The following is a 23,963-nucleotide window of genomic DNA, read 5'->3' on the forward strand; positions in this document are numbered from 1 at the left end:
CTACTATTACGCATTAAAACTGTAAATAATACTACTTAGAGGTATTCAGAGTGGAAAACGAAAATATTATCAAAGCGACGTGTAAAGAACACGGTATGACATATAAAGAGCTTGGAGAAAATATAGGATACGGAGAAGAAGCAGTCGGTAAAGCTTCCCGTACTGGTGAAGTAAGTAAACCAATGTTAAAAGCCATTGAGCTATTTAATGAAAATATTATGTTAAAAGAAGAGAGTAAAACTCTTGATGATTTAAAAAACATATTTGAAAGGGTAATTTCCCGTAAATAATACGTTAATTAAATTACAAAATACAAATTTAATACGTTAATACACTTGACAAACACTTATATAATCCGCTAATATTACTTTATGACCGTATTAAATACGGATTATAAAGGAGACTTCAATGAGTCAAATAATCCCTTTCAACTATGGAGACAAACAAATCCGTGTACTGACAGATGAAACAAACGGTGATCCCCTATGGGTTGCTAAAGATGTTTGTGATGTGTTAGATTTAAAAGATGTAAACCGTTCATTATCAAAACTTGATGACGATGAAAAGGGTACTCAAACTTTGAGTACCCTTGGTGGAAACCAAAAAATGGCAGTCATCACCGAAAGCGGTCTCTACACCTTGGTGCTCCGCTCCAACAAACCCGAAGCCAAAACATTCAAACGATGGGTAACCCACGAAGTCCTCCCCGCGATCCGCCGCACGGGAAGCTATAGTGTTGTATCCCCCGACATGACAAATATGTTCCAGTCCAATGAGCGAATGATGAATGATCTAGCCGATAGACAAACCAAAATCCTACGTGACGCGGTAGACTCGATGGCGATGATGATTGCCGATACGCGGGAAGATATGAGAGCCGTATCCCGTGACGTTGCCGCGTTGCGCCTCAACGTCGGAACGAGACTCATCAATGCCGAAGAACGCCGTACCATCTACGAAACGATCACCCGACGAGGTATAGAACTTGCGAGGGTTCACGGTATCGACCCTTCCGTATCGACGGGAGCGATCTTCGCCCGTATCAAATCCCGCTTTGGGTTGGGTCACTATACCGAACTCCCCTCCGACCGAGTAGCCGAAGTCCTCCGATTTATCGAAAACTCTGAAATCTCATATTAAAGGATATAACATGATATACGATACACTTGAAACCCCTATGATCGCTGACCGCTTGGAAATATCTCTATCAAAAATCGATTTTATCGCCTCATTCCTATCTGATTACAAAGAGGGAAATATACTAAATAGTGAGGGGATGTACTATATCCTTCGTGATACTGTCGAAGAGATACGAGAACTCTTCGAGTTTACGAAAGAAACACCGTTGCCCGAACCAAAACCGCAACTGTTTAAACGTGCGGCATAATAACTATTTTTTACCTTTTATTCTATTTAGGATGTCAGTAGCACTCTCTACTTTAGCAGGTTGCACTGGAGCAGTAGCAACTGGTTTGGACTGGGTACTTCCTAAAGTAGCACTATTCCCATAAAAATGTTCATTTACTGTAATAGGTAAATATTGCCCCTGTGTATCTCTAAAATGTTTTCTAAATGTATTCTGATCATCAGGGCTTAAGTTTTTAAAACCCGGAATATCATCCCCAAAAGAAGGGTCTTTTAGTGCGTCATATACCTGTTTTTTAGCCATCCTATTCTCTTTATTTTGCCCTGTAGTTGCATTTGTTTTTGAAACGGCTATCTGATCAGCAGTTTGCTGTATTTTGATTGGTATAGTGCTCATCTCTACTTTATCTTTTGCTGCTCCAATAATATTTTTCTGAGTAGCGCTCACAGAATAATTATGCTTATCTTTAAATTCCTGTGGTTTATTACTATTTTCAAGAATTACCCCATCCGTTAATGCACCTTTATAACCGATCTCCGATTTTGTCTTTTCCGATTCAATAGCCTCTTTCCGGTATCCATCAGCAAGAGCATCGAACAGATGCAGATTATCCTTTGTCCACCCGCCGTTATCTTCAAATCCTTTACGGATAGTCTGATAATACCCTTCGCTAAACTTGCCGGTTTTAGGATCATTGAATGTCGTGGAGGGTATCATCTGCTTATACTGATCCATAAACCCGTTCTCAGTCTGCTTCTTTAGATCCGCAGCATTTTTATTTTCAGCCCCGATTGCCTCAGCTAGATTTTTCCGCTGTGTATCACGAAATGTCGAGCGCTTTTGCCCCTGATTTTCATTAAAAACTGAGTTTTCGTTCTGCTTAGAGACAAGATCCTCCTGAGCCCCTTGCAGCTTCAGAGTATTCAGCGCATCGACTTGTTTTTGGTTCTCCGTATCGATGAACATTTTCCCTACATTCCCGATCCCCTCAGCCGCCTTGGAAAACCCGCTCTCTTGTGGCATCGCGAGCGCCATCACCTGCGGGCTGAAGCGTAATGCATCACTGTCATTTTTCATAGTACTCTCCTTAATTTGCTTTTGTACCGGTAGTTTTATTCTGCACCGTTCCGGTATTATCGATGTCGGTATATCCATGTACATGGGTATTTATCGTATTTTGCAGCGCGATGATCTGATCCCCTAGTATCTGCATACTGTCACTCATAGCTTGATAATCATTATGAACCGTAACCTTATACAGATCAAACTCAGCCCGTATAGCATCGAGGAGGGTCTGGGCATCTCTGGCCAACACAAACGCTTTATCGGTTTGACTTTTTTTATCCATACTTATGCCTCCATTATGATATCACTTAAAATATTATTAGATAAAATTAATGCTTCTTTTAATTCTTCTAAATCGATATCTACTTTTGTATTGTCTTTAAGTTTCCATTTAATCTTTTTATCCCCTGCCATTAGCGCAATATTATATTTTAAGAGCATACGGCTTTGAGATTCTTCGCTACCATTAAATACTTTACCGCTTGATGTAGTGACAACAATCTCATTAATAACTGTCTGCCTCTGTTTCTTTTTCTGATAGGGATTTAATATTAGTGGTTTTTCAACAAGTGTATCATTGATAATTTGGTATCTTGAAATATCTTCAATATCAGCTTCGATTACTTTATCCCCGGAAGTCATGTTAACTATAACATCATTAGAATGATGCGTATTAATTCCTAATTTAATCCCACTGTCATTATATATAATATACATCAGTTCATTACCCCTATTACACCTACTGTGAAACTTACGTTCAATGTGGCGGAAGTATCAGATTTAGCAGTACGCAGTGAAAACTCTATATTTGAGTTTGCAGGGATTATATACGTGAATGCTGCGCTTTTAGCATCTTCTGACATTTGAGTCCATCCATAATCAAATATTTTAGTAGAACCTACAAAAAAACCAAATACTTGATAGCCTGTCGGAGATCCAGTCATTATACCACTGCGACCGGAGGCAGTGATTAGTACTTTCATTTGGGTATTAGATGAATTTGAAACGATAAAACTTTGAATACCATTTGTATTTTCTATAGTAATAGAAGTAGGGAATGCCGTTACTTGTGTAATTTCTCCATATAGTGAATAAGTGGCAGCAGTAGCAATGCTATTGGCTACAATTCTATCAGCAAGTATGGTTCCAGCGACTACCATATTACCATCAATAACCATCTGAGCAGTAATCCATGCTGAACCACTCCAGTACTTTGTCATAGTCCATGAATTTGCTTTGGATAGAGTTACTTTATCCATCAAAACTTTGGTAAGAGATAAATTAGATATAACCGCATTAGCTTCTGTATCACTCCATGCTGAAGCTGTAGATGTTGCAGTAAACCACCCAGCACCTCTTGCTCCATTCGTACCATTTATACCATTTATACCATTCGTTCCATTTATACCATTCGTGCCATCCGTCCCATTCGTACCATCTACCCCCTTGGACAAATATAGTCCCCATGTCCCGCTATGCAGTATATAGCTGTTCCCATCTACACTGTTTTTATAGACACTGTTCTCTTGGTAGCCGCTTGGGAGCGGATGCGCTGAAAACTCACCGATGTAGGTAATCGGGTATATCGTTTTGATCTCTCCGTTTACAGGGCTGACGATATAGAATGTGTCTGCATAGACATAGAATGCACTGGGCTCTGCACTATCAGCAACTGCTTTCCACCCCGCTATCGCTTTATGCCCATCCGCAGTTTGTACTGTAGTAAATGTAGTCGCTTCCGCTCGAAGTGACAGTACTCCGTCACTGAGTGCGGCCAATGCACTATTAGTAGAATACGATGCGGATATATTACCCTCTAGCTCTGCCACCGCAGCAGTTACGGTACTGGCATAGCTTATTTTGTCATATGCGATCTGATCGGTTATCGACCCTACTTGTCCATTCAGCCATGCTTGTAAATCCGATATCTTCATATCCTGAGCAGCAATAACAAGATTGAGTAAATCCCCAAATTTGATATTCAGTGCCGTATCCGACAGTGCATTAGAAATGATCCCATCTTGTGTGAGCAGATATTCTCGAACCCACTGTTCCAAACTCCCCATATCTCCCCGTAAATCTTGAGTGTTTGTTAGGATACTGTCAATCTGCATCCGCAAATCATCCAGAGTAAAATTAGGGCATTTTACAACAGATAGATGTTGATCATCTACCCATACATTATGAGTTTCTTCGATAGTAACCGATACATCCCCTTTAGAGACGACCATTGCATCGCTGTCATTTGTAACGGTCATACAATTCTCCGAACTACATAGGCATTTCCGCGAGCAATCTTCTTGATATCCCCATCTTTTGTGATCGCAATTTCATACGCTCGATTCGCATATTTGGTTCGTATAGATGGAGCATACTCATTGCTATCACTTTCCAGCGTTGCCGTGTACTCATCGGGGATCTTGATATACACCTTATCGCTGACACTTACACTTCCCACCGTAGATACATCGACTATCGTATTGGTTATCTTATCGACTATTTTCATGATAGCTGTATATCCGGTGAGATCAAACACTGCATTGTTATCATCGAGTACCTGAAGCGACATCTCAAACGTCCCCCCCTGCTCCAGTACGATATCCAGTTTCCCCGCAGCCATTATTTACAACTCCTAAATCGTGTTAAAAGTGTTTCATAGTCATCTTCCAGCAAAATAAATCGCTCACTTGCACATTGCCCAAACTTTGTATCATTATGTTCACCCGCACATATTTGGTGATAGGTACGGGTTGGTTCCTCTGCTTGACAGGGCAAATACTTCGGAGCGCACCCGCTAAAAAACACTGCGCATAACAGTAATGCCGTTTTGACAATCCGTTTTATTTGCATCATAGGGATACTCCTTTACTTTTTGGATTCGATCTCGTGTTACTACATGGATCTTCTCTTCGATCACTTTAGCCTCTACGATCTTTACTTTCTGCTGTTGTGACAGTGCAGCGGCTACTCCGATATTGACATTGAGTTTGTCAATCTCATTTTGTTTTGTCGTATTGATAGCCCATTGCGCTATATTTCCAATGAGTGATAAAACCAATGTATAAGCAAGAATTTGGAGTAAAGACTCTTTAAACCAACCAATTATTTTCATTACCAATACCTCCATTTTACAGATTTATAAAGACTATACTGTTGCCCATACTTCCATACTTTAACCGAGTAGTCGTAATTGATCTCGCAGTTCGAGACACACTCTTTCTTTCCGCTTGGATAGGTGAAGCAGGATTGACCTCTTCGGCAGTTTGCTTTTGCTTTCTCCCAGTTCTCAACGCCTGCTCTTGCTATCTCTTTCGATACAAGCCCACCGCCGTTGTACGTTTGGTATGTGACCCACAATCCGTACTTTTTATCGTACACAGACTTCATAATGATAGCCTGAGCTTTAAGTTGATCGGGAATAGCTTTAATACTCTTTACACCGTGATCGGATAGAGGCTTTTGCCATAGTCTATAGGTAATCTGTGGTAATCCCTCCGACCCTACACCGTCATAACTCAAAACGTTTCTACATCCTGACTCTTGTACGAGTTGTCCAACTCCATCCTGATACGGATAATCGACCCCGAACTGCTCATAATGAGCTACACGTACGTCATGAACATATGCTTGGCACCGTTGGATTGAACCTCCGAAGAGATTACCCCCCAAAAGCGTAGCAAAGAGGAATAATCGCATAGAGCATAATCCGAACAAAGTGAGCAGGTCTAAGTTTACCTTTCCAATCTACGGCAGGGAAAAACAACTTACCCATAGCATGAGCATGGAGCATACCTACCGATACTAAAACAACCTTCATTGACAAAAGTTGCATTGGTGCAGGAATAGCCTCATACAGCCCACTAAAAAACAATACCAAAATGATAATTGATAAAGCCACCTCAAATGCTACCCTCTTGACCTGATTCATTCTTTCCCCTTATAGTGTGATTTAACGAGTGTTTGCAATTGGATATTATTGTCGCAAAGCTGCTTGATTGTCGTTTCATTAAGGCTTATCTTTGCATAATCATCAATGATCTTCCATCCTTCCCAGTTAGGAAATTTATAGCGATCAATTCCACGATATATATTCATTATTTACTCTTATCTCACACTCTTTAAATTTTGTAATTCAGCTAGTATCTTTCCCATATTGTTATCAACTCGATCAAAACGAGAATCTGTTTGATCGAATCGATGATCGATATGTGCTTTGTGCATCTCAAATAACTCACGTGATATATATTGTTCATGGACTTCTTTGGCTGTTATTGCAGCACCTTGCTTAGTTTTCAGCTCAACGATAGCTTCACCATGTGAGTCCATTTTTAGGTTTGTTTCTTTCAACTCAGAAAATAAAATTGCTGTATCTCTCCGGTTAGCTTCACCCGTAAATTTGACAGTCGCATAGGCTACAGCAACTGAGGCTATAACTGTTCCACTGCTCAATAAAATGCCCATTTCTATATCCATTACTTTCCGCCCTTCAAATATTCTTTCTCTCCAAAAATTACCACTGCTTCATACATGATACGGGCATTCCAATGATGTACTTTTAAAACTTGCATTGCTTCTAAAAATAATTGATCAGCTTTGTTTTTCCCTACTGAATGAGTCTTATACAGATAATCATGGAGTACTGCCGCTTTACCATATTTTCCTATAGGCGGTATTAACCATCTAAGCCATTTTGGTGTAGATGCAAAGTCTGTGATAAATCCTATTGGCACAGAATATACAGATCCATCATTAGCGACATACTCAAACTCTTGTGTGAGCTTAAACTGAGTCATATCGTCATTAGTCCATTCACCTACTAATGGTGTTGTAAAGCTACTCATTACCCACCTCATTGGCAGAATTATTTTGTGCGCACAAAAAAGGATTCATAAGGCGGTTAATCGGGAGCATTAGAACACCACCGAATCGAGCACAGCTAAGAATTCTGTTTCTGTGGGAACAGCCGTAGCATTGGCTTGATAAGCTCTTACAGTTGTCCATATATTATCAGCATAGGTCATAAAGCGAATTGCAATGTCATGATAAACACTATTTTGCAAAATAGCGTATTTTGCAAAGGCATCAATATCTTTAAATGCTACACCGTTTTCTTTATTGTATGTATCTATTTTTATATTGATATAGTCTGTAGTTATATTGGTAAAAATATCTATAATAGTACCGATTGGTATCTGTGGAACAATATCGAGTGATAATGCTGTTCTGTATTGTTCTTCGGTAATCTCGGTCATATTCTCAAATATAGTACCTGATACATCCCCGTCATAGGAAAAATAACTACTTTCACTATTAATAAAATATCTCATTAGGCTACCCTTGTTAATACTAATATTGAACCAACTTGCAATGTAATCGCTGAGGAAGAAACTTCTGTTGCGAACTGTAATGAACAACTACCTGCATTTGGACCATTAACAATTACCCCGCTTACTCTTGCAGTATTATTAACATTTGGAGTTGTTGTAGCATTCCCCAAAACATTCCCTAAATTTAATGCTACTGATGAATAAGGGAATATTATGGAGTATATTGGAGATGATAGATTAGTTGCAACAGTAACTTCTATTTTGACATTATTAGTACACCCAACTGGTGTAGATATCCCAATATTTGCACCAGTTGTGCCTGATACAGATTGATATATAATAAATGCATCAATGGTATATACACCATTAGCTTCCATATTTATTGCAAGTTCGGTAATATCTGTAAGAGTTAATATTGTTGATGCTTGTGTAGCTGTCATTTTTGCAATAACAGGAGTATAAATATTTAATATTGGCTTATCAGTTAAGTCATTATAACTTCCTGATAATGCAACATTAGATAATATAGGAATATCACTTATTTCAAAGTAGGTATAACTAGGTTTTGTAATAGCTTTAGCCCATGCATACACATCACTAGCTGGTAGCGTTGTAGGAAGTGTTTGCCATGTCTTATCACCACTCCAATACTGTAAAGTAGTACCAACTGTAATTACAGGTTCATACACTCCATCATGATTATGAACACTTGGGGGATAGTCGATCGGTTTTCCTGTAACACCAGACCAAGGTACAACATCTGCACTATCAGCAGAGTTGACTTTTCCATCTGAATTAGTGTCATACACACTAATAAGCATATCCCCTGAGCCTATACCGTCATTACCGTCAAGAATATGGAATACATACGGAGCACCAACAAATGTACCATCCACAGTTACAGAAGTATCTTTGCCTATCTTAAGAGCTGTTACAGATGTAATAGACGTTCCATCTGCCCCATTAGTACCGTTAATTCCATCAAAGTAATCAATACCTTTAACAGGTGTATATCCCGCTATACCCTGTACTCCCTGATTGCCTTGGATACCCGGGTCACCTTGGAGAGAAGATAACCATTGAACTTCTGATCCGATAAAACCATTGATAACTGCCAGTTCATACGCAGTCTTTCCATCGATACCGTTAGTACCGTTAGTGCCGTTTAACCCATTCACTCCATCGAAATAATCAACACCTTTAACCGGAGTATAACCACTGCCCCCAGCAGCTCCTTCAGGAATACCAAGATCTAAAACCCCGGTATTTGGATCATAAAAAGCTACAGTATCCGTTCCGGATGGTTGGGTATGAGCTTGCGCGATCAGTGTTAAAATAGAGTTTGATTTTTGCTCGGCACTAAGAGCTGATTGGGCTGCACTTTCAGCACTTAAACGTACCTCTTCTGCTTTAAGTATGACGATGTTTTCTGCTTCAATAATAGGACCAAGACTACTCGGTCGTGATGATAAATCTCCGGATTCAGCAAACATATCAATACCTGTTTTTTTTATAACAGTGTAGAAAGTTTTGGATTTATAAAATAGCGGGGGTAATTAGGTTTTTATGGATTGGTTAGGTTTTTATGTATTCGGGACTTACCCAAATACTTTTTCATAAGCAAGCTGTTGTTTATCCTGACGGGCATTTTCACGATTGACCCGCGCTTCTTCCATCCCGAATACCTTATCTTGATACTTCTTTTTATTATACGCATCATATACCCCTGCGGCAGCAGATGCGATAGCCCCTATACCTTGGAGAGTTGTGCCTAACCCTTTCATATTATCAAACAACCCTCCGTTCTGTACAGCAGGAACTTTCCCAAAATCAAATCCGGTATCCCCTTTAGCCATTTCCAATGCATCAAACTTTGGCATAGTTGCATCTGCCAAAACATTACCTGCTGCATTATCGATTAACATCCCCTCAGAGTTATACTGAGCCCCTATCATTGTATCTGCCATCATGTCTCCCTTTTATTGAATTTTAAATGCATCACTACCGGCATACTGCGTATAATACCGGTTATTAATCAGCCGATCCATTTCGCTGTCGCTCTTATCGATCAGTCCCAATGCATAACGCGGCTCTGCTACGCTCGTGATCGAAAACAGATCATGTCCGGCTCCCATGATAAACATATCACCACCGGCTTGGATACGGTTGATAATGTCCGTATCGGTTATCATTGAAAACCATTGCTCTTTTGCACTTTGCATCTGTGCATAGAGCTTTTGGTAATATTCCATCGCTGCTTCCAGCTGTACTTTCCAATACTCCTGAGACTCGATGATCGCTTGCACTGCACTGTAGATATTATAGGCACCGTATCCGGTACTGATCGCATCGATAACCATTCTATTTTCTGATATAAATGTACTTAATCCGCTCCAATCCATAATAAACGGGGAAGCCCCATACCCGGCAAACATCGATGCACCGATAGTAATCAGTTGCTGGATCTCTACAGCATACGTATCGATATAGTGGGTATTAAACAGCGCCGTCTCAAGTGTACCCACCATTGCGATACTACGTCTCAGTAATTCCCCATTATTATATTGGGCATCGAGTATCGTAATACCGGCCGCTACAAACGCGTACCCCATAGGTACACCCATCACGATCAAAAACCCGCCTATGACTATCGATACAACTGCAACCGCAGAGGTGATAGTCCCCATTAAACTCTCTTTAAACTGCCCCCAGTCTCCGTTTATAGCTCCATGTACCATCCCGGCTATATTATCGATGATCCCGTCAATGGCATGGGTGACCAGCCCTCCGGTCAGCTTCTCATCAACCCACTTGATACCACTTATCGTGAGTGCGGAATTGGTGATAAATTTGGCTGCATCCGCTGCAAAATCTACTACATCGTTAGCCGCATTCTTAACTGTATTAAACGCATCACTGACGAAATCACCGACTGCATCTGCTACTTTACCCATGCATGTTCCTTGATGATCCGGTTTAGCTTCTCAAAATCGATATTTTTACCGGTGCCGATAAACCGATACTCATTCTTCTTTCGTGTCGGTTCTACATACGCGCTAAACGTCGAGATATCATCGCTTTTGATGTACACATTCTTCCCTTTAAAATAAGGAAATACCGCGCTAAACAGCCACAACGATACCAGCGTTTTACGCTTATCTTCCCGTACCCAGTAGTTTGTAAGCGATACGTTTACCCCATCACTCCCAGCTAGTGCCAGTGCACAGATTATATTCTCATCATCTCGAATGATTCGGCATAGCCCGATACGCAGATGCTCTTTAATCCGCCGGCGGATTTTCAGATCACCGGTGATCGGTTTGAGGATCGCTTCGACTTCATCGATATCACGTCCTCTCATGGGTTCAAGTTTCAACCCACACCGCCCCATAGAAATTCCCCAGCCCAGCCGCATTGCACACGATCGTTTTATACGGGTATTCTTCCACTGCCATCGCCAGTTCCAGCGCACCGCTCACCCCTTGGCTATGCCCGATACGATCTTTATACCGAACGTACTCACTGGTTCCATACACGGCGCTTACTGCCCCCAGTTCCGCACGGTCATTGACCTCTGTTCCGGTTCCATGTATCTTGATGATATCGGGCTTTACATCACCCAGCGCACGCATAGCACATTCATATCCCTCTTGGGAAAAATCAAACGCGCTTCGCTCTTTATGCCATACCCATGTTGTCGCATTGACATAGGCTCCATGCCCGCTCTTGGCAAACTTTAGAATCACAAATCCGTCACTTGGGGTCACGGGTATTTTCAGTTGCGTATAGAGGAGCTGCTCATTCGGTTCCGCCCACTCCTCCCCATAGATGATGACTTCATCAAACCCTTTATTATGGATCAGATCATAGGCTTCATGGATCGCAAACATTCCGCTGGCACATGCATTGGCATTGATCGATAGATATTCGATACTTCCTAACCCACCGGCTATTTTGCTGGCCATATATCCCATCTGCGCTTTTATCGGGATTGTCCCTTTTAGAGTATCGGTCGGGTAGACCCGGGTATGGGAGTGATGTTCACTCGCCCCCCCGATGTAGAGCAGTGCCCCGCGCTTGCCCTCATCGATAGTAAACGCATTGATTTCCTCTTTATAGAGTTTGTAAAAGACCTCGGACATATACCCGCTACGATACTCCAGTGTATCCGATATCATCTTACACCCATTGACATCTCTATTGCTGGATCGATAAAAAGATTTAGTGAGTACCATCACACTGCTCCATGATTTTATCGATAATAATTGATACTGTGAGTGTCTCATAATCGAGCGTATCGATCCACTCATCATTTAGATTCATCCCCATATCCGAAAGCGATAACCAAAATACCGCATAGCTGAAACTGTCCATCCCTGATTCGATCAACAGCTGATCTTCATGCAGTGTAGAGCCACGCTCCGCTTCGATAATGTCATTAATCGATTTTAAGTATGCATCACGTTCCGGCATCGACTACCCCCACTGCACTGGTCAGCTCTTCCGTATAGCTTATCGGTGTCAGTGTAATACCGTCGAGTGCAGATCTAACACGGGTCAGGTGTGTATCGGTAATTCCGAAATTAGCATCCAGTGCCAGCGCATTGAGTGTCGCATTCTCCTCTTTCGATTTTTGAATCTGCCCGTTTTGTTGAGTGCTCCCGATGAGTACAAACCGACGCGTCTCTTCAAATTTGGCACTTTGACGGGTAGAGAGCGCTTGCTCATTTTTGATATTGATTCCGGCCATAACATCCAGTTTTCGTTTGCCTTCAGTAACAACTTGGGCATCGACAAGAGCTTTATTAGAGGAGAGAAGCTGCGCTTCATTACCCACTTTTACCGTCGTATTCGTTTCCGTTAGCTTCTGCTGATCGACAAGCAGTTTCTGAGCACTTTTAAGTGCCGTTTCCGCATTCATCTGCGATATTTGAGCCGTACTTTGCGACTCTTTGAGTGCTATTTCGCGATTCATCACATCGATTTGTGCAGTTCTAAGAGCAATTTCTTTTAGAGCAAGATTGAGCTGTGCGTTTTGGAGTTGAATCTCTTTATCTTTGAGCTCAAGTTCTTTCTCTTTGATCTCGATATCGATCTCGGTAATACGCCCCTGCATCACCGTATCGACTATTTTACTGATGATTCCCCCGGTAAACTGCATCTCAAAATTAGCTTGGATAGATGCCTTTTCTTTCGGGGTAATCATAAATGCTTTGAGACCGTTTGTAACCGATCCGCGAGCCCCTTCTACCAATGCATTTGTATTTATACCATCACTGATCGTATTAATATCATCTAATATTTCTTGTATAAATGACATACTTATACCTTTTGATAGGTTGATTTTAATGTTATGCCGCTCCGGCGTTTTGCTTCAACAGCAGATACGTCTTTGCATCGTGATTCATACAGACTCATGTAATATTTGCTTTGTGCTAAGCTCTGTTCATGCGGCTCTTTTTGTATGGCCAGTGATAGAGCATAAAACAAAACAGTATCAACGATTTCAGGAAAGATATAGAGCTCATCGGAGATATCTGCAATCTGAATGAGAGCATGATAATTTAGTGATACCTCTACCTCTTGATCGGGAACTTGGGTTAATATCAACGCAGTCCCGTTAAGAAAAGCGATTTGATCATTCCCATCATTGGAGAGAGCCCATTGGTTCCCTTTGACAGGGATCATGACCCCATCATAAATCAGAGCGATAGGAGCCATAAAATCAACCGGAAGCGGATAGGTATCGATACCGATTTGAGCAGTAAAGGTATACCGTGATTTCCATGGCAATAATCGATGCGCGATGGCGGACAGGGCAAAATTGATAGAGTCGATCAGTTCTTGATCACTCCACCCCTCTTTTGCTTCATCACGTAAACGTGAGCGCATCATCCCTATCAGCACAGCGGCATTCATCATTGACCTTTAATAAGCTTTTGTTTTGGTGGATTTTCCGCTTGAGCTTTTGCTTCTTCAGCTACTTTTGCCTCTGCTTCCGCTTGAGCTTTTGCTTCTTCGGCTGTTTTTGCCTCTGCTTCCGCTTGAACTTTCGCCTCTGCTTCCGCCTGAGCTTTTGCCTCTGCTTCCGCCTGAGCTTTTGCCTCTGCTTCCGCTTGAACTTTCGCCTCTGCTTCCGCCTGAGCTTTTGCTTCTTCAGCCGCTTTAGCCTCTGCTTCCGCTTGAGCTTTTGCCTCTGCTTCCGCTTGAACTTTCGCCTCTGCTTCCGCCTGAGCTTTTGCCTCTGCTTCCGCCTGAGCTTTTGCTTCTGCTTCCGCCTGAGCTTTTGCTTCTTCAGCCGCTTTAGCCTCTGCTTCCGCTTGAGCTTTTGCTTCAGTTTGAGCTTCAGGAGCTACTACTACTTCATCACCATTCGGGTTCTCATCACCGCTCATAGAAATAGATGTAGGTTCAAAAAAACGACTTCGGCATAAACTTAGTCCTACTGACTCAGCGACAACAACAATATCACCATTATTGAGCATTGGCACATTACGCCCGCCAACTTCCCATAGTTTTTTAACTTGTACGCCGGTATAGCGTACTGCAATAACACCGGCGAGGACAATTTTCATATCAATACTCCACGCTGTATTCAGTAGGAAGTACGTAGTCGATTGTTACATTGGCTACACCGGTAGTAGACGCAGTTCCGGCAACACTCATAATGATTTCAGTTGTTGTACCGGTAATAGTATGTTGACGTGTAGCATTGTTACCAGCAACTGCATTGAGCGCAAAAGCATTTTGGAACTTAGAAGCAGCTCCTGAAACACCTACAGTAATAGTATTATCAGCATTAGTGAATGCTTCATCAACGGTAACATTGACATTTTTAATACGAGTTCCGATAGGGAGTATAGCAATTACAACACTGCTATCCCCTACATTCCCATTACTGAGTGGGACAATCATTGTCCCTTGATTTTTGCGTTCTGTTTGTTTCATAATTACTCCTTATGACATTGCCGACACGACTGCGATTACACCGTAATCTTTTCCATGCCATACCAATTTTTTCTGTGCATCTGTTTTACCAAAATATCGAGTTTTTTGGAAAGCCCACCCACGATCAACTGCAATCTTCATTTTACGCTTCATGTCGTATGGCTCTTCGTAGTAGTTAAACCCTTCATCCATAGGTAACATCCCTGCGGTAGCACCTAAGAACAGATTGACTTCAGTTTTTAGAGCTGCTGCACCAGCATATCCATCCATAGAGCTTGCACCACGATAAGCACCGATACCTGAGTTCATAATACCGGCATACTCTTCTGTCCATGCACCACCGTTTGTCAGGATAACCCCATTATGGATACCGAGCTGACCAGTAAAGAAGTTATTTGTAATACCGCGATCTGCTGCATACTTTTGCTCTTCACGCCAAATTGGATCTTCCCGTAGTGCTTGCGCTGAAGTCTCCCCAATGATCATTACATAAAAGGTTTCATAAACAGGGATACCATTATTATCCGAAACTTTAAGACGGTATGGGCGGATACGAGGATGGCGGTTACCTGCGCCATCGATACCGAGAGTAGCCCGTTTTTTTGCTTCATCAATCGCTTGAGTATTAAAAATATCTCCAGCTACAATACCGCTGGTAACATTAGCAGCGTCATACCCGGTAGCAGCATTACATGCAACAACATTGGTACAGTCTTGGCTCAAGCGACTAACAATAATACGATCACTGGTATCACGAGCCCAGTCCGATAACCCGTCCTTTGCATCACCGCGAAAGTTATCAGCAGCAGTTCGGCTCTCAATACGACGATCTTTAGATGGAATAGCATTACCAAAAAGCTCATAAGGGATATCTTGGCTAAGATATTCCAAGCTATCCATATTAGCATCAAAATCAGTATTACCCTCTACCCCTTGGCCACGAACTAATCCACGCATATGCATGGTAACGGTTCCAGCATTTGTACCGTCATCGACAAGTTGAGTCTTAATAAGAGCATCATTAGATGTACCCATAAATGGGTTAAACATCGACTGTTCCGTATAATTTACGGTAATCTCACGACCATGGGCTTGACGCTCCATTGGATCAGTAAGTACAAAATCACTCGCTAATGGCATAAAATGCTCCTTGTATTGTTTTTATCTAAACCCGATTTTCTTTAGAAAATCAGATTTACTAAGCTCTTCAAGTGTCTCTTTTTGTTTTGTGAAATACTCTTGAGCTGCCTTTAAACGCTCCTCATCCTCAATAATCTCTTTGGCACGCATCAGCGTGTCACAGTCATTTCGGATTTCCCATTCATCACGTTGTGGAACTGTTTTAACAGATAACATGTCCATAACTACCCCCTATGACCGTACACCGATTCGTGCAAGATACTCTTTATCTTTCACTACCGGTGTTGGGTCGCCTACTACAGCCGAGGATGGAGCATCGTTAAAATCAGGGGGGAGGTTTGTCTCTTGAGCAGGTTCCTCTTTTTTTACGGAGGGCTTTTTTTTCGTGAACATCGAGTAGGCCATTTCCAGCATATCGAGATAGGTAGCGGCAGAGTACAGCTCCTCTTTCTGACGCGGGGTGACATCGTTCTTGACAAAATCACTCAATGCGGCAAAATCACACTCAGGGTGAGCTTCGAGAAACTCTTTTTTGGCATCTTCGATAGTATTCATCTCCTCTTCATGGGAGACTTCCGACTTCATACCGTCGATACGCCCTTTGAGATCGGTGAGCTTTTCGCGGTAAAACGCTTCGCGCTTATCTTCGATCATAGAAACAAACGCTCGGATATCATCATCGAGCCGCATGTCCATCTCATCTTCGGTAAGCATACTTGGGATTTTGTCCAAAAACTCCGCATCGAGTTTCGCATCGACATCGCTCAGTTCCGCTTCGAGGATCTGTATCTGTGCTTTCTTGAGTGTCAACGCCTCTTTAGGATCGACAGCACTCTCCGGTGTATTTTGGTTATCCGTAGATTGTGGATCAGTAGGTTGTGGCATGAGGCCTCCAATACAACATTTTCCAAATTGTACGGGAGTTAAATTTTATAAAATAGCGGGGGTAATTAGGTTTTTGTGAATAATTTTTCTATTTTTAGGTTTTTGTTGACTAACTGCGACGGTTCCATCAATATTTTTTTCAATGCGACTTCTACGAGACGACTCTGACAAACCCCGATACTGGCAGCGGCATGAGCCACGTCTTGCAGCAAAACCTCATTAATCGTCCACTCAGGACACTTGATACGTTTAAACTCTTTAAACTTCTCTTTCCGATAGCTTTGCCCTTTTTTACGTCCGCTTGCCATACCCTACCCCTCCTTTTTATCCTCATGCATCTTGGCCAGCCGCAATAGTTCCTCTTGGGACATATTGGCGATATCGACATCGGTGATCTTGGAAAAATCCCCGAGGAACACCATGTCCGGATTCTTCCCGAAGATGATCTCTTTCCCCGTCTTGACACAATCGAGCCATATCCGCTGATCATTCAGCTTGGTACTGGTGATCGCAATCTCCCGTGCATTGGCGAGGGCTTGAGACGCATCGAGATTGAGCTGATCGAGGGTGAGCACTTCGCGGATCAACCCGCCGGCGATCTTTTTCGCCCGATCTTTATCCACATGCCCCGTATGAGCATCCGCTTCCATCACCTCACCCACGACCGCATCCACAGCCCCCTCACGAACCGCCCTCATCGCAGCCTCATCGATCAATCCGCCGGCGGATCTGCGAACCCCTTGGTACTTGTTCTGTATCCACCCGTATTTCTCGATCCACCCGTACATAATCGAGCGCGAAACCCCATGAGTCTCCGCTACCTCTTTTGCACTGTCATCATGCGTCTCGAAATAGATCCCGACTTTTTCGATAAACTCAGGAGCATACGCCATCTAAAACCTCCATTTCCCGCTACCGCTCTTCTTTTTATACCTGTTACCTATCGTCTGTTCTTTCTTAACTGAGCCTATCTTCTTCGGATGACAATGTTCCTCACCGCTGTGCGCCGCATCGATACAGTCATCACGGTTACTCTCTTTATTCGGATCAAACCGCAGATACTCACTCTTCATCTGCTCTACCCCGTTTGCCCCGCGCCGAAACTTGAACCGCCCCGTCTCCAACTCGATGATCCCCGCGCTGATCTTCTGATTTTTCGATATCTTGTTACTGGGGGAATAGACGATGATCCGATTTTTGATCAGATCACGCCGTTCCTCTTTGAGTACCGCATTGCGCCGCAGTATCTCTTTTTTGAGTTGCTGATCTACGAGCAACCCTCCCCCGCTTGATTCGAGCAATACCGTCGCATCCGGATAACGCATCATCGCCATGATGATATAATCGATAAACTCATCCAGCCCCCACGTCCCGAACCAACAATCCATCATCACCTTCAGCTCTATTGCACTATTATCGATACTGTACCCGATCACATCGATAGCGCGGTTATCGGCGCTTTGTTTCGTAGACATCGCAGGGTCGATCTTGATGTATAGATTCTGCTGCGGTATATCGAACTCCCCGATCTCGCTAAACCACTCTTTGAGAACAAACCCCGCCTCTTTGGGTTCAGGGTTCTGCTGATACTGGGTATCGTATTTCGTCTTACCCATAGAGCGTTCCATTTTCTCCAGCTGAGCAGTGTTCTCATGCGCCTCGAACAACGCTTCTCCAGCAGGACGCTCATAGTGAAAATTACCGAAATCGTAAAACGTAGTCGTCCCCTCAGTTCCGCGAAGCGTAAAAAACTCCCAATCGTCCCGCTCTTCCGATTCCATCAGATATCCGACGAGATCATGGACATGGAGACGCTGCATAATCAGCCCGATAAACCCATGCTCTTTATCCCGTAAACGGGTAAGGATTGTCCCCGTATAAAAATCGATAGCCTCTTTATGCTTTGCGATACTGTCCGCATCGATAGCCTTGAGCGGATCATCCATCATGATCCCGTCATAGTGCGTCCCCGTCATTGCCCCTCCCGTAGAGGTCGATGCCATTCCCCCCTCAACGGTTGTCTCCCAGTCATCGTTTTTATTCTTGACCTTGGAGAGCTTAGTATCGGGAAACAGCCCCGCATAGGGCTTACTATCGACGATGCTACGCGTTTGGATACTGACCATCGTAGAGAGATCACCTCCGTAAGTCGTATATGCATACTTCTTTCGGGGGTTCTGCCCCAACGCCCATGAGAAACCTTGCCGTACTGTCTCTTCCGTCTTTCCGGTAGAGGGTGCGATCTGTATCGAAAATCGGGGAAGCTCCCCGGCAAACGCCGCCATCATAATCTCAGAGATAAACCCTTGATGCCAGTTGATTTTCAGAGGCCGCTGATAGTGATATTTAAAGATATAGCGCATATAATATTCGAGATTACGGCGCGCCAGTTCCTGCTCCGCAAGCACCTGCTTGATGATGTTATGCTGATTCATCGCTTTTTCTTTAGTTTTGTTTTGAGCTTCTTATGCCGATATTTAAGAAGTATCTTTAAAAAAATCGCGTCTGCACGCTGCTGTATCTCTTTGCTTGGAATTATTCTCCCATCTTTATAAATCACTTTATGCCCCCCATTTCGCCCTAAGCGAAATTAATCAATCTAAACTCCCAGTCCCAAACGCACACCGATTGAGTAGTGCGCGAAGGCTCCGCCGCAGTCGCACGTCGCGTTTTGCGTTTGGGACGCTTTTCTTTGGTTCGTTTCTTTACTAAAAAGAAATGAATAAAGCATCATCATATCCACGTCGATAAGCCCTCTCAATCATGCCGATAAGCTCTGATCGGGAGAGATAGACGTATTGTTTTGAGGAGTCAGGTTGCGTTTGTTCTTCTTCCACTGCCTCGCATTCGCATTCACCCGTTCCCGATTCTTCTCCCGATAATCCCGCATATAATCCTGCTGCTTTTTCTTCTCTTCCGGACTCATACTCTCCCGCTTGATCCGTAACTTTTCCAGCCGATCCGTTTTGTTTTTCTCGTAATGGCTCTTGGCATACCCCCGCTGTTTGATGATCCTCTCCTCGCTCAGCGGTTTCAGCTCCCCGTTCTTCTTGTCCCGTTCTCTGCGCTCGCGTGAGAGCTTGTTCCGATGCACTCTGCGCTCTTCCTTGCTCATCCCCTTTAGAGAGGTTTTTTTGACCGCATTGGGACGGCGGCTTATCTCTTTTGATTCGCGTGATGGTGTGGGCTTTTTTGGCATTGATACCTTTTTACCGACTTCGGGAATATGGTTTGTTTTTGGAATATCCATCAAATTTACTTTGAGAGGAGCCGTAGCCCTTGGAGCCTCATGATTCGATAACGTCGGTTCCACATTTCGGAAACTCTCTTTTTTACGGGAAACAAAGAGAGCATTATTGAGTTCTTCAGCCTTTTTTTCTTCCTCGCTCTTCCGACGGTAGTCTCGATTAAATATCTCTTCGCTCAGCGGTTCACACCCTTTAGATTCCATAAATGAGCAATACTCTTCATACGTATCCCACATCAGGACTCCTTTAGTTGATGCAAACCGCATCCGCTATATTGAATATACCGGCATGTATAAAAATCTTCCGTATCGGTATGAATACAGGTATCATCTTCATAATGAGCACAGGTATGACATGTTGTATCTTTTTGAAACTCCTTGAGCTTCTCATCATGATGTTCCTGCAAGGACTTCTTAAACTCCTCAAACTTCGGACGAAAACTCTCCACTCCCTCCTCAAATCCTTGACGATACTCATCGCTATACTCGATCTCGATGCACTCTCGATGATGCTGATCCCCCACGGGAAGTTCAAAAAAATCAGTTTTTTTTCCCATCACGCTACCCCCCTTTCCATCTCGACCTTTTGTTTCAGCGCACGCAACCGCCCGTTGATCTTCATCCCCATCTCCGCAGCGAGTAGCTCCGTGAGATATCCCCCTATCCATGCCCCGTTATTACGGCTGGATTGCTTTCCGTCAATCCAACCGGCCATATAGGCATCGATCTTTTCTTTAGAGATACGGGCATGTTTATGGAGCAGATCAGGCGCAAAACTGTAGATAGCATGCACATAAGTCACTGCATCAAAATGTATAGATCCTTTCCCGTATTTGTCCAGCGCTTTTTGCCATATAGCATTACCGATCTTCATCGTTTCGATGTATTGATCATGCCGTTTTTGGTTAGTGACTTCCGGTGCTAAACCCCGTCTCCCGAACTTGCCGCGCACCAATACCATCTCAACACCTGATTGCTTATTTGAAAACCGTATGCAGGTATTTTTAAGCTCACGGGTAGACTCGCTCAACTCATCTTCTTCATAGGTCGATAATACTGTACCGATCAAACTGACAAGAATAATGGTTCGTTGGATTTCAGTCATAGTCTCTCCTTCACCCTACACTCATCATTTTTGGGATGCCCATCACCCGCAACTCTTTAGCACTGTTTTTCTTCGCCCACTTGCCTAGTGCATCAAGTAATGCTGTATAGGCTTTGACGTTCGGAATCTCTCCGACATAATCTACACTGAGAGCTAGTATCTTCCCATTGGGTTTGATGGTGATGTTCCAGTCGGTATCAGTTTTCATTCCTCTTCCTCTAACTCTTTGTCATAAATAAAATGCTTAATATCTTTTTCGTCGTACTCTTCGATTCGATTGTAAGAACGAACATACACCTCATAGTGAACTCCTCGATTTATCGAAGCCCCCCACGTCTTGACGATACACCCGATCAGCTTCTCATCCACTACCACTACGTTTGAAAATTGAAATTTAGGAGTCGGTTGGTTGTTCATAGCCCTTCCTCCAGCTTTTTAAAATGGCTTCTTTCGACGCATTCAAAACATCCCTCATGAGTAATACCGGCATAAGCACATCCATCGCAAAGACTTATAATTTGCTCTTTTCCAACGATAGGATCATCCCGATGCATCAGAGCACCTATCTCAATATCTACAATAAAACTCAAACAGCACATCGCATGAGCGAGATGATGCAATCCCGTCTCTTCATCACTCCACTGTCCCATCCGATACGCTGAGATATGACGGAGTGCCGCATCAACGTATCGGCTTAGATCATCTACATTCCGCCAGTTATCTACACTGTACTTTTGTGCTCCAAATGTGAGTACATCTACCATCTCACGCTCTGCCAATGGCGGGATCAATCCGTAGCGTAATTTCCCTTTATCATCTTTTTTAAATGACTTGCTTTTGATAAAGTTCACTATTCCAGTTATGTGTGCATCACTCATTATTTCATTTAATTCGTCATTAGATTGATTCATCCGTTCTGAGGTACTATCCAACCCATAAGGGCATGACGTTTCATCCTCTTGTTTATCTCCCATTACTTCGCTCCCACTAAATAATATTGTTTCCCTCGCATCTCGCTCTCGGATGTTTCGGTGATCGATTCGATATAGATTGGTGCAAAACGGTATTCAGCTGAATATACGGCACACTCACCCTCTACTCTAGTTGGCTCTCTATCAGATTGCAATACAACAGGGAGCTCTTTACCATGTGGATTAGAACACATAAAATCAATAAGCCAAAGTTTCAGCATATTTCAACCTTATTGATATCAAACCCCTCCCCTTCTCGGAGAGAAATAATACTGATCACCTGGCTCAGCTGTTCATTGTGTCCGATATGCTGACTACCCTGAAATCCATAATACATTCCGAGAGTTTCACTCTTGGTAATCTCATAGTCTTTATAGCGGGCTACTACCTTCGGATGTTGTATTTGGGGTTCTTTTTTCATGATTTACCCTTCTTATACTTTGCCCCTGACGGGTTCTCCCCATAACGCCGCTTCGTCTCTGCATGATGCATAAAAAACCACAGCACCGCTATGGATACAATCCCCATTGCAATATCTTCCATTACAATCTCCTTATAATTGCGCCATATCGATCTTGCCCTCTCCGGCAATTTCACTCAGCTGCTCTCCGATTAAACTCATCGAACTCTGCCCCGTTGTTTTTCCACCTGCATCTTGATGCTCTACCGGAATATGACCGGTGTATTTAGTCTCAGTTCCGCCCGCTCCGTATGGACGGGTAAACATCAACGTATACGGGTTAAAATTCACCTCACCTTTGAAGTGTTGCCCTGTCTGCTTATTTTTGGAAAAGATGATCTCACGCATCTCTTTCTTACCGTTCTCCGGATCGTCCTTGAGACGTTTGAGATGGATGATGATCGAGGCTTCGTGCGCCCCTTTTTTTGTCCCCATCGGAGAGATCACCGACGCAGCGGCATCCGCTTTCGAGTTTTGGATAATTAGCAAGATATCAATATTGAGTTTATGTGCTAGCTTAGCCAGCCGGCTAAACTTCTCCGATTCTCGATCTTCCATCGTTCCGTTATTGGCTGCGTTCTCGATCCGCATCTGAGAATCGATTACAAAAAACCGTGCCCCGCGCTTTGCCCATATCTTGATCTCACGTTCCAAATCTACGATGTCATATCCGTCATCGATAATTTGCAGGTTAACATTCTCATACGCTTCGCTCTCTACCCGCATCTGTAGCTTTACAAGCGAATCGGTCGTAAACTCAAACGCAAACAGCACCGCAGGGTTCATCTTCGTAATGTTTTTCAGGATCTGCATCGTGAGGATTGTTTTTCCGGCTTCAGGATCTCCGGATACGAGGATCAGCTGCCCCATCTCAAAACCGCCGTTAAGCGCTTCATCGATAAAGCTCACTCCGGTAGGATAAATCGGAGCGGGAGGATTTAACAGATACTCTCTTTTGAGCTGACTAAATGACTTTGCCCGTGACTGATCTGACATCTCCAAGATATCGATATAGCGCGCCACCTCCGCAATGATTTGATCCGAAGTTTTATTTTCTTCAACTACTTGCTGTTTTATGAGAGTTGTTAACCGTAACAGTTCCCGGATCGTATATAACTCTTTAATCTTGGCTATATAGGGGCTGAGATTGTTGATAGGGGTAGTTATGAGGATCTCTACCATCACCTTCTCATCAAACTTCTTCTTATTCACCAATTCATCCCGAATAAAAGACTCATCGATCGGTTTATCACTTCGATACAGATATTGCATCGTCTCATAAATGTTTTGATGTGCATTAAGATAAAAATGGTGCGGTTTCAGAGTATCAATGACATCACCAAACAACTCAGGAGAAAAAATAAACGAAGATAAAGCAGATCGCTCAAAAGCGAGATTATATAATTGTTCTTCCATAACTCTTTTCCGTGACAACAACGTGACAAAAAC

41 protein-coding genes are annotated in these 23,963 nt (G+C 43.0%); 3 read left to right on the top strand and 38 right to left on the bottom strand.

The window, feature by feature from the left end:
- Positions 1-50: 50 nt before the first annotated feature.
- The 3 genes from PHE37_RS11495 to PHE37_RS11505 all read left to right on the top strand — a co-directional run bounded on the left by PHE37_RS11495 (position 51) and on the right by PHE37_RS11505 (position 1,387).
- Positions 51-290 (top strand): transcriptional regulator, encoded by a 240-nt coding sequence (locus PHE37_RS11495; protein ID WP_299993516.1) that lies wholly within the window; start codon positions 51-53, stop codon positions 288-290.
- A 118-nt stretch (positions 291-408) separates the two neighbouring features.
- The gene (locus tag PHE37_RS11500; protein ID WP_299993515.1) at positions 409-1,140 is read left to right on the top strand and encodes a BRO family protein; all 732 of its coding nucleotides are present in this window, start codon (positions 409-411) and stop codon (positions 1,138-1,140) included.
- Positions 1,141-1,150: 10 nt separating this feature from the next.
- Positions 1,151-1,387: a hypothetical protein gene (locus PHE37_RS11505; RefSeq protein WP_299993512.1), complete on the top strand. Its 237-nt coding sequence runs from the start codon at positions 1,151-1,153 to the stop codon at positions 1,385-1,387.
- Between the two features lie 3 nt (positions 1,388-1,390).
- Here the strand turns inward: PHE37_RS11505 and PHE37_RS11510 are convergent, their stop codons facing one another.
- The 38 genes from PHE37_RS11510 to PHE37_RS11695 form a co-directional block, all read right to left on the bottom strand.
- Positions 1,391-2,443, bottom strand: a complete 1,053-nt coding sequence (locus PHE37_RS11510; protein WP_299993511.1) for a hypothetical protein — start codon at positions 2,441-2,443, stop codon at positions 1,391-1,393.
- A gap of 10 nt (positions 2,444-2,453) precedes the next feature.
- Positions 2,454-2,714, bottom strand: coding sequence for a hypothetical protein (locus tag PHE37_RS11515; RefSeq protein ID WP_299993510.1), 261 nt, complete (start codon positions 2,712-2,714; stop codon positions 2,454-2,456).
- A 2-nt stretch (positions 2,715-2,716) separates the two neighbouring features.
- Complete coding sequence (locus PHE37_RS11520) at positions 2,717-3,148, bottom strand: hypothetical protein (protein ID WP_299993509.1); 432 nt, start codon at positions 3,146-3,148, stop codon at positions 2,717-2,719.
- Positions 3,148-4,689: a DUF1983 domain-containing protein gene (locus PHE37_RS11525; protein WP_299993508.1), complete on the bottom strand. Its 1,542-nt coding sequence runs from the start codon at positions 4,687-4,689 to the stop codon at positions 3,148-3,150. Before PHE37_RS11525 ends, PHE37_RS11520 begins: the two co-directional genes overlap by 1 nt.
- Positions 4,686-5,051 (bottom strand): hypothetical protein, encoded by a 366-nt coding sequence (locus tag PHE37_RS11530; RefSeq protein ID WP_299993507.1) that lies wholly within the window; start codon positions 5,049-5,051, stop codon positions 4,686-4,688. The genes PHE37_RS11525 and PHE37_RS11530 overlap by 4 nt, the downstream gene beginning before the upstream one ends.
- Before the next feature lie 174 nt (positions 5,052-5,225).
- Positions 5,226-5,543: a hypothetical protein gene (locus PHE37_RS11535; RefSeq protein ID WP_299993506.1), complete on the bottom strand. Its 318-nt coding sequence runs from the start codon at positions 5,541-5,543 to the stop codon at positions 5,226-5,228.
- Positions 5,543-6,127, bottom strand: a complete 585-nt coding sequence (locus PHE37_RS11540; protein WP_299993505.1) for a hypothetical protein — start codon at positions 6,125-6,127, stop codon at positions 5,543-5,545. The genes PHE37_RS11535 and PHE37_RS11540 overlap by 1 nt, the downstream gene beginning before the upstream one ends.
- Positions 6,090-6,359, bottom strand: a complete 270-nt coding sequence (locus PHE37_RS11545; RefSeq protein WP_299993504.1) for a hypothetical protein — start codon at positions 6,357-6,359, stop codon at positions 6,090-6,092. The genes PHE37_RS11540 and PHE37_RS11545 overlap by 38 nt, the downstream gene beginning before the upstream one ends.
- On the bottom strand, positions 6,356-6,526 hold the full coding sequence (locus tag PHE37_RS11550) for a hypothetical protein (protein WP_300008653.1): 171 nt from the start codon (positions 6,524-6,526) through the stop codon (positions 6,356-6,358). Before PHE37_RS11550 ends, PHE37_RS11545 begins: the two co-directional genes overlap by 4 nt.
- A gap of 9 nt (positions 6,527-6,535) precedes the next feature.
- Positions 6,536-6,904 (bottom strand): hypothetical protein, encoded by a 369-nt coding sequence (locus PHE37_RS11555; RefSeq protein WP_299993503.1) that lies wholly within the window; start codon positions 6,902-6,904, stop codon positions 6,536-6,538.
- Positions 6,904-7,272, bottom strand: coding sequence for a DUF1353 domain-containing protein (locus PHE37_RS11560; RefSeq protein ID WP_299993502.1), 369 nt, complete (start codon positions 7,270-7,272; stop codon positions 6,904-6,906). Before PHE37_RS11560 ends, PHE37_RS11555 begins: the two co-directional genes overlap by 1 nt.
- A 69-nt stretch (positions 7,273-7,341) precedes the next feature.
- Entirely contained in the window at positions 7,342-7,758 is a 417-nt protein-coding gene (locus PHE37_RS11565) for a hypothetical protein (protein WP_299993501.1), read from the bottom strand.
- Entirely contained in the window at positions 7,758-9,251 is a 1,494-nt protein-coding gene (locus tag PHE37_RS11570; RefSeq protein WP_299993500.1) for a hypothetical protein, read from the bottom strand. Before PHE37_RS11570 ends, PHE37_RS11565 begins: the two co-directional genes overlap by 1 nt.
- Positions 9,252-9,356: 105 nt before the next feature.
- Complete coding sequence (locus tag PHE37_RS11575) at positions 9,357-9,725, bottom strand: hypothetical protein (RefSeq protein WP_299993499.1); 369 nt, start codon at positions 9,723-9,725, stop codon at positions 9,357-9,359.
- 12 nt (positions 9,726-9,737) lie between these two features.
- Positions 9,738-10,712: a hypothetical protein gene (locus PHE37_RS11580; RefSeq protein ID WP_299993498.1), complete on the bottom strand. Its 975-nt coding sequence runs from the start codon at positions 10,710-10,712 to the stop codon at positions 9,738-9,740.
- Positions 10,700-11,134 carry a hypothetical protein gene (locus tag PHE37_RS11585; protein ID WP_299993497.1) on the bottom strand — a complete coding sequence of 145 codons (435 nt, stop codon included), beginning with the start codon at positions 11,132-11,134 and terminating at the stop codon, positions 10,700-10,702. Before PHE37_RS11585 ends, PHE37_RS11580 begins: the two co-directional genes overlap by 13 nt.
- Positions 11,124-11,993 carry a hypothetical protein gene (locus PHE37_RS11590; RefSeq protein WP_299993495.1) on the bottom strand — a complete coding sequence of 290 codons (870 nt, stop codon included), beginning with the start codon at positions 11,991-11,993 and terminating at the stop codon, positions 11,124-11,126. Before PHE37_RS11590 ends, PHE37_RS11585 begins: the two co-directional genes overlap by 11 nt.
- Positions 11,980-12,231: a hypothetical protein gene (locus PHE37_RS11595; RefSeq protein ID WP_299993494.1), complete on the bottom strand. Its 252-nt coding sequence runs from the start codon at positions 12,229-12,231 to the stop codon at positions 11,980-11,982. The genes PHE37_RS11590 and PHE37_RS11595 overlap by 14 nt, the downstream gene beginning before the upstream one ends.
- Positions 12,218-13,078 (bottom strand): hypothetical protein, encoded by an 861-nt coding sequence (locus tag PHE37_RS11600; RefSeq protein ID WP_299993493.1) that lies wholly within the window; start codon positions 13,076-13,078, stop codon positions 12,218-12,220. Before PHE37_RS11600 ends, PHE37_RS11595 begins: the two co-directional genes overlap by 14 nt.
- A gap of 2 nt (positions 13,079-13,080) precedes the next feature.
- Positions 13,081-13,677: a hypothetical protein gene (locus PHE37_RS11605; protein WP_299993492.1), complete on the bottom strand. Its 597-nt coding sequence runs from the start codon at positions 13,675-13,677 to the stop codon at positions 13,081-13,083.
- A complete protein-coding gene (locus PHE37_RS11610) occupies positions 13,677-14,333 on the bottom strand; it encodes a hypothetical protein (protein ID WP_300008655.1) in 657 nt (218 codons plus the stop codon). Before PHE37_RS11610 ends, PHE37_RS11605 begins: the two co-directional genes overlap by 1 nt.
- A gap of 1 nt (position 14,334) precedes the next feature.
- Positions 14,335-14,706, bottom strand: coding sequence for a hypothetical protein (locus tag PHE37_RS11615; protein WP_299995235.1), 372 nt, complete (start codon positions 14,704-14,706; stop codon positions 14,335-14,337).
- Positions 14,707-14,715: 9 nt separating this feature from the next.
- Positions 14,716-15,846, bottom strand: a complete 1,131-nt coding sequence (locus PHE37_RS11620; RefSeq protein ID WP_299995233.1) for a DUF4043 family protein — start codon at positions 15,844-15,846, stop codon at positions 14,716-14,718.
- A gap of 21 nt (positions 15,847-15,867) precedes the next feature.
- On the bottom strand, positions 15,868-16,068 hold the full coding sequence (locus tag PHE37_RS11625) for a hypothetical protein (protein ID WP_299995231.1): 201 nt from the start codon (positions 16,066-16,068) through the stop codon (positions 15,868-15,870).
- A 9-nt stretch (positions 16,069-16,077) separates the two neighbouring features.
- The gene (locus tag PHE37_RS11630) at positions 16,078-16,731 is read right to left on the bottom strand and encodes a hypothetical protein (RefSeq protein ID WP_299995229.1); all 654 of its coding nucleotides are present in this window, start codon (positions 16,729-16,731) and stop codon (positions 16,078-16,080) included.
- A 65-nt stretch (positions 16,732-16,796) separates the two neighbouring features.
- A complete protein-coding gene (locus PHE37_RS11635) occupies positions 16,797-17,039 on the bottom strand; it encodes a hypothetical protein (RefSeq protein ID WP_299995227.1) in 243 nt (80 codons plus the stop codon).
- A gap of 3 nt (positions 17,040-17,042) precedes the next feature.
- On the bottom strand, positions 17,043-17,624 hold the full coding sequence (locus PHE37_RS11640; protein ID WP_299995225.1) for a hypothetical protein: 582 nt from the start codon (positions 17,622-17,624) through the stop codon (positions 17,043-17,045).
- The gene (locus tag PHE37_RS11645; protein WP_299995224.1) at positions 17,625-19,166 is read right to left on the bottom strand and encodes a hypothetical protein; all 1,542 of its coding nucleotides are present in this window, start codon (positions 19,164-19,166) and stop codon (positions 17,625-17,627) included.
- Between the two features lie 326 nt (positions 19,167-19,492).
- Positions 19,493-20,215 carry a hypothetical protein gene (locus PHE37_RS11650; protein ID WP_299995222.1) on the bottom strand — a complete coding sequence of 241 codons (723 nt, stop codon included), beginning with the start codon at positions 20,213-20,215 and terminating at the stop codon, positions 19,493-19,495.
- Entirely contained in the window at positions 20,215-20,538 is a 324-nt protein-coding gene (locus tag PHE37_RS11655; RefSeq protein ID WP_299995220.1) for a hypothetical protein, read from the bottom strand. Before PHE37_RS11655 ends, PHE37_RS11650 begins: the two co-directional genes overlap by 1 nt.
- Positions 20,535-21,083 carry a hypothetical protein gene (locus PHE37_RS11660; protein WP_299995218.1) on the bottom strand — a complete coding sequence of 183 codons (549 nt, stop codon included), beginning with the start codon at positions 21,081-21,083 and terminating at the stop codon, positions 20,535-20,537. Before PHE37_RS11660 ends, PHE37_RS11655 begins: the two co-directional genes overlap by 4 nt.
- A 10-nt stretch (positions 21,084-21,093) precedes the next feature.
- Positions 21,094-21,291, bottom strand: coding sequence for a hypothetical protein (locus PHE37_RS11665; protein WP_299995216.1), 198 nt, complete (start codon positions 21,289-21,291; stop codon positions 21,094-21,096).
- A complete protein-coding gene (locus tag PHE37_RS11670; RefSeq protein WP_299995215.1) occupies positions 21,288-21,500 on the bottom strand; it encodes a hypothetical protein in 213 nt (70 codons plus the stop codon). The genes PHE37_RS11665 and PHE37_RS11670 overlap by 4 nt, the downstream gene beginning before the upstream one ends.
- Positions 21,497-22,057 (bottom strand): dATP/dGTP diphosphohydrolase domain-containing protein, encoded by a 561-nt coding sequence (locus tag PHE37_RS11675; protein ID WP_299995213.1) that lies wholly within the window; start codon positions 22,055-22,057, stop codon positions 21,497-21,499. The genes PHE37_RS11670 and PHE37_RS11675 overlap by 4 nt, the downstream gene beginning before the upstream one ends.
- A complete protein-coding gene (locus PHE37_RS11680) occupies positions 22,057-22,275 on the bottom strand; it encodes a hypothetical protein (RefSeq protein WP_299995212.1) in 219 nt (72 codons plus the stop codon). Before PHE37_RS11680 ends, PHE37_RS11675 begins: the two co-directional genes overlap by 1 nt.
- Complete coding sequence (locus PHE37_RS11685; protein ID WP_299995211.1) at positions 22,269-22,475, bottom strand: hypothetical protein; 207 nt, start codon at positions 22,473-22,475, stop codon at positions 22,269-22,271. Before PHE37_RS11685 ends, PHE37_RS11680 begins: the two co-directional genes overlap by 7 nt.
- Entirely contained in the window at positions 22,472-22,597 is a 126-nt protein-coding gene (locus tag PHE37_RS11690; RefSeq protein ID WP_299995209.1) for a hypothetical protein, read from the bottom strand. Before PHE37_RS11690 ends, PHE37_RS11685 begins: the two co-directional genes overlap by 4 nt.
- 10 nt (positions 22,598-22,607) lie before the next feature.
- Positions 22,608-23,930 carry a DnaB-like helicase N-terminal domain-containing protein gene (locus PHE37_RS11695; protein ID WP_299995207.1) on the bottom strand — a complete coding sequence of 441 codons (1,323 nt, stop codon included), beginning with the start codon at positions 23,928-23,930 and terminating at the stop codon, positions 22,608-22,610.
- Positions 23,931-23,963 lie beyond the last annotated feature (33 nt).

Origin of the sequence: Sulfuricurvum sp. (assembly GCF_028681615.1) — a bacterium.
Classification (GTDB): Bacteria; Campylobacterota; Campylobacteria; order Campylobacterales; family Sulfurimonadaceae; genus Sulfuricurvum.

What these genes read in the sequence shown, in the direction of transcription:
- PHE37_RS11515 (WP_299993510.1), bottom strand. Translation starts at nt 2,714, where the DNA reads ATGGATAAAAAAAGTCAAACCGATAAAGCGTTTGTGTTGGCCAGAGAT.
- PHE37_RS11520 (WP_299993509.1), bottom strand. Translation starts at nt 3,148, where the DNA reads ATGTATATTATATATAATGACAGTGGGATTAAATTAGGAATTAATACG.
- PHE37_RS11625 (WP_299995231.1), bottom strand. Translation starts at nt 16,068, where the DNA reads ATGGACATGTTATCTGTTAAAACAGTTCCACAACGTGATGAATGGGAA.
- PHE37_RS11525 (WP_299993508.1), bottom strand. Translation starts at nt 4,689, where the DNA reads ATGACCGTTACAAATGACAGCGATGCAATGGTCGTCTCTAAAGGGGAT.
- PHE37_RS11500 (WP_299993515.1), top strand. Translation starts at nt 409, where the DNA reads ATGAGTCAAATAATCCCTTTCAACTATGGAGACAAACAAATCCGTGTA.
- PHE37_RS11510 (WP_299993511.1), bottom strand. Translation starts at nt 2,443, where the DNA reads ATGAAAAATGACAGTGATGCATTACGCTTCAGCCCGCAGGTGATGGCG.
- PHE37_RS11610 (WP_300008655.1), bottom strand. Translation starts at nt 14,333, where the DNA reads ATGAAAATTGTCCTCGCCGGTGTTATTGCAGTACGCTATACCGGCGTA.
- PHE37_RS11505 (WP_299993512.1), top strand. Translation starts at nt 1,151, where the DNA reads ATGATATACGATACACTTGAAACCCCTATGATCGCTGACCGCTTGGAA.
- PHE37_RS11685 (WP_299995211.1), bottom strand. Translation starts at nt 22,475, where the DNA reads ATGAAAAAAGAACCCCAAATACAACATCCGAAGGTAGTAGCCCGCTAT.
- PHE37_RS11570 (WP_299993500.1), bottom strand. Translation starts at nt 9,251, where the DNA reads ATGTTTGCTGAATCCGGAGATTTATCATCACGACCGAGTAGTCTTGGT.
- PHE37_RS11605 (WP_299993492.1), bottom strand. Translation starts at nt 13,677, where the DNA reads ATGAATGCCGCTGTGCTGATAGGGATGATGCGCTCACGTTTACGTGAT.
- PHE37_RS11595 (WP_299993494.1), bottom strand. Translation starts at nt 12,231, where the DNA reads ATGCCGGAACGTGATGCATACTTAAAATCGATTAATGACATTATCGAA.
- PHE37_RS11675 (WP_299995213.1), bottom strand. Translation starts at nt 22,057, where the DNA reads ATGGGAGATAAACAAGAGGATGAAACGTCATGCCCTTATGGGTTGGAT.
- PHE37_RS11565 (WP_299993501.1), bottom strand. Translation starts at nt 7,758, where the DNA reads ATGAGATATTTTATTAATAGTGAAAGTAGTTATTTTTCCTATGACGGG.
- PHE37_RS11670 (WP_299995215.1), bottom strand. Translation starts at nt 21,500, where the DNA reads ATGAACAACCAACCGACTCCTAAATTTCAATTTTCAAACGTAGTGGTA.
- PHE37_RS11665 (WP_299995216.1), bottom strand. Translation starts at nt 21,291, where the DNA reads ATGAAAACTGATACCGACTGGAACATCACCATCAAACCCAATGGGAAG.
- PHE37_RS11645 (WP_299995224.1), bottom strand. Translation starts at nt 19,166, where the DNA reads ATGAATCAGCATAACATCATCAAGCAGGTGCTTGCGGAGCAGGAACTG.
- PHE37_RS11545 (WP_299993504.1), bottom strand. Translation starts at nt 6,359, where the DNA reads ATGAATCAGGTCAAGAGGGTAGCATTTGAGGTGGCTTTATCAATTATC.
- PHE37_RS11690 (WP_299995209.1), bottom strand. Translation starts at nt 22,597, where the DNA reads ATGGAAGATATTGCAATGGGGATTGTATCCATAGCGGTGCTGTGGTTT.
- PHE37_RS11575 (WP_299993499.1), bottom strand. Translation starts at nt 9,725, where the DNA reads ATGGCAGATACAATGATAGGGGCTCAGTATAACTCTGAGGGGATGTTA.
- PHE37_RS11530 (WP_299993507.1), bottom strand. Translation starts at nt 5,051, where the DNA reads ATGGCTGCGGGGAAACTGGATATCGTACTGGAGCAGGGGGGGACGTTT.
- PHE37_RS11640 (WP_299995225.1), bottom strand. Translation starts at nt 17,624, where the DNA reads ATGGCGTATGCTCCTGAGTTTATCGAAAAAGTCGGGATCTATTTCGAG.
- PHE37_RS11620 (WP_299995233.1), bottom strand. Translation starts at nt 15,846, where the DNA reads ATGCCATTAGCGAGTGATTTTGTACTTACTGATCCAATGGAGCGTCAA.
- PHE37_RS11580 (WP_299993498.1), bottom strand. Translation starts at nt 10,712, where the DNA reads ATGGGTAAAGTAGCAGATGCAGTCGGTGATTTCGTCAGTGATGCGTTT.
- PHE37_RS11650 (WP_299995222.1), bottom strand. Translation starts at nt 20,215, where the DNA reads ATGTGGGATACGTATGAAGAGTATTGCTCATTTATGGAATCTAAAGGG.
- PHE37_RS11630 (WP_299995229.1), bottom strand. Translation starts at nt 16,731, where the DNA reads ATGCCACAACCTACTGATCCACAATCTACGGATAACCAAAATACACCG.
- PHE37_RS11535 (WP_299993506.1), bottom strand. Translation starts at nt 5,543, where the DNA reads ATGAAAATAATTGGTTGGTTTAAAGAGTCTTTACTCCAAATTCTTGCT.
- PHE37_RS11550 (WP_300008653.1), bottom strand. Translation starts at nt 6,526, where the DNA reads ATGAATATATATCGTGGAATTGATCGCTATAAATTTCCTAACTGGGAA.
- PHE37_RS11695 (WP_299995207.1), bottom strand. Translation starts at nt 23,930, where the DNA reads ATGGAAGAACAATTATATAATCTCGCTTTTGAGCGATCTGCTTTATCT.
- PHE37_RS11560 (WP_299993502.1), bottom strand. Translation starts at nt 7,272, where the DNA reads ATGAGTAGCTTTACAACACCATTAGTAGGTGAATGGACTAATGACGAT.
- PHE37_RS11680 (WP_299995212.1), bottom strand. Translation starts at nt 22,275, where the DNA reads ATGCTGAAACTTTGGCTTATTGATTTTATGTGTTCTAATCCACATGGT.
- PHE37_RS11635 (WP_299995227.1), bottom strand. Translation starts at nt 17,039, where the DNA reads ATGGCAAGCGGACGTAAAAAAGGGCAAAGCTATCGGAAAGAGAAGTTT.
- PHE37_RS11540 (WP_299993505.1), bottom strand. Translation starts at nt 6,127, where the DNA reads ATGCGATTATTCCTCTTTGCTACGCTTTTGGGGGGTAATCTCTTCGGA.
- PHE37_RS11660 (WP_299995218.1), bottom strand. Translation starts at nt 21,083, where the DNA reads ATGACTGAAATCCAACGAACCATTATTCTTGTCAGTTTGATCGGTACA.
- PHE37_RS11590 (WP_299993495.1), bottom strand. Translation starts at nt 11,993, where the DNA reads ATGGTACTCACTAAATCTTTTTATCGATCCAGCAATAGAGATGTCAAT.
- PHE37_RS11555 (WP_299993503.1), bottom strand. Translation starts at nt 6,904, where the DNA reads ATGGATATAGAAATGGGCATTTTATTGAGCAGTGGAACAGTTATAGCC.
- PHE37_RS11615 (WP_299995235.1), bottom strand. Translation starts at nt 14,706, where the DNA reads ATGAAACAAACAGAACGCAAAAATCAAGGGACAATGATTGTCCCACTC.
- PHE37_RS11600 (WP_299993493.1), bottom strand. Translation starts at nt 13,078, where the DNA reads ATGTCATTTATACAAGAAATATTAGATGATATTAATACGATCAGTGAT.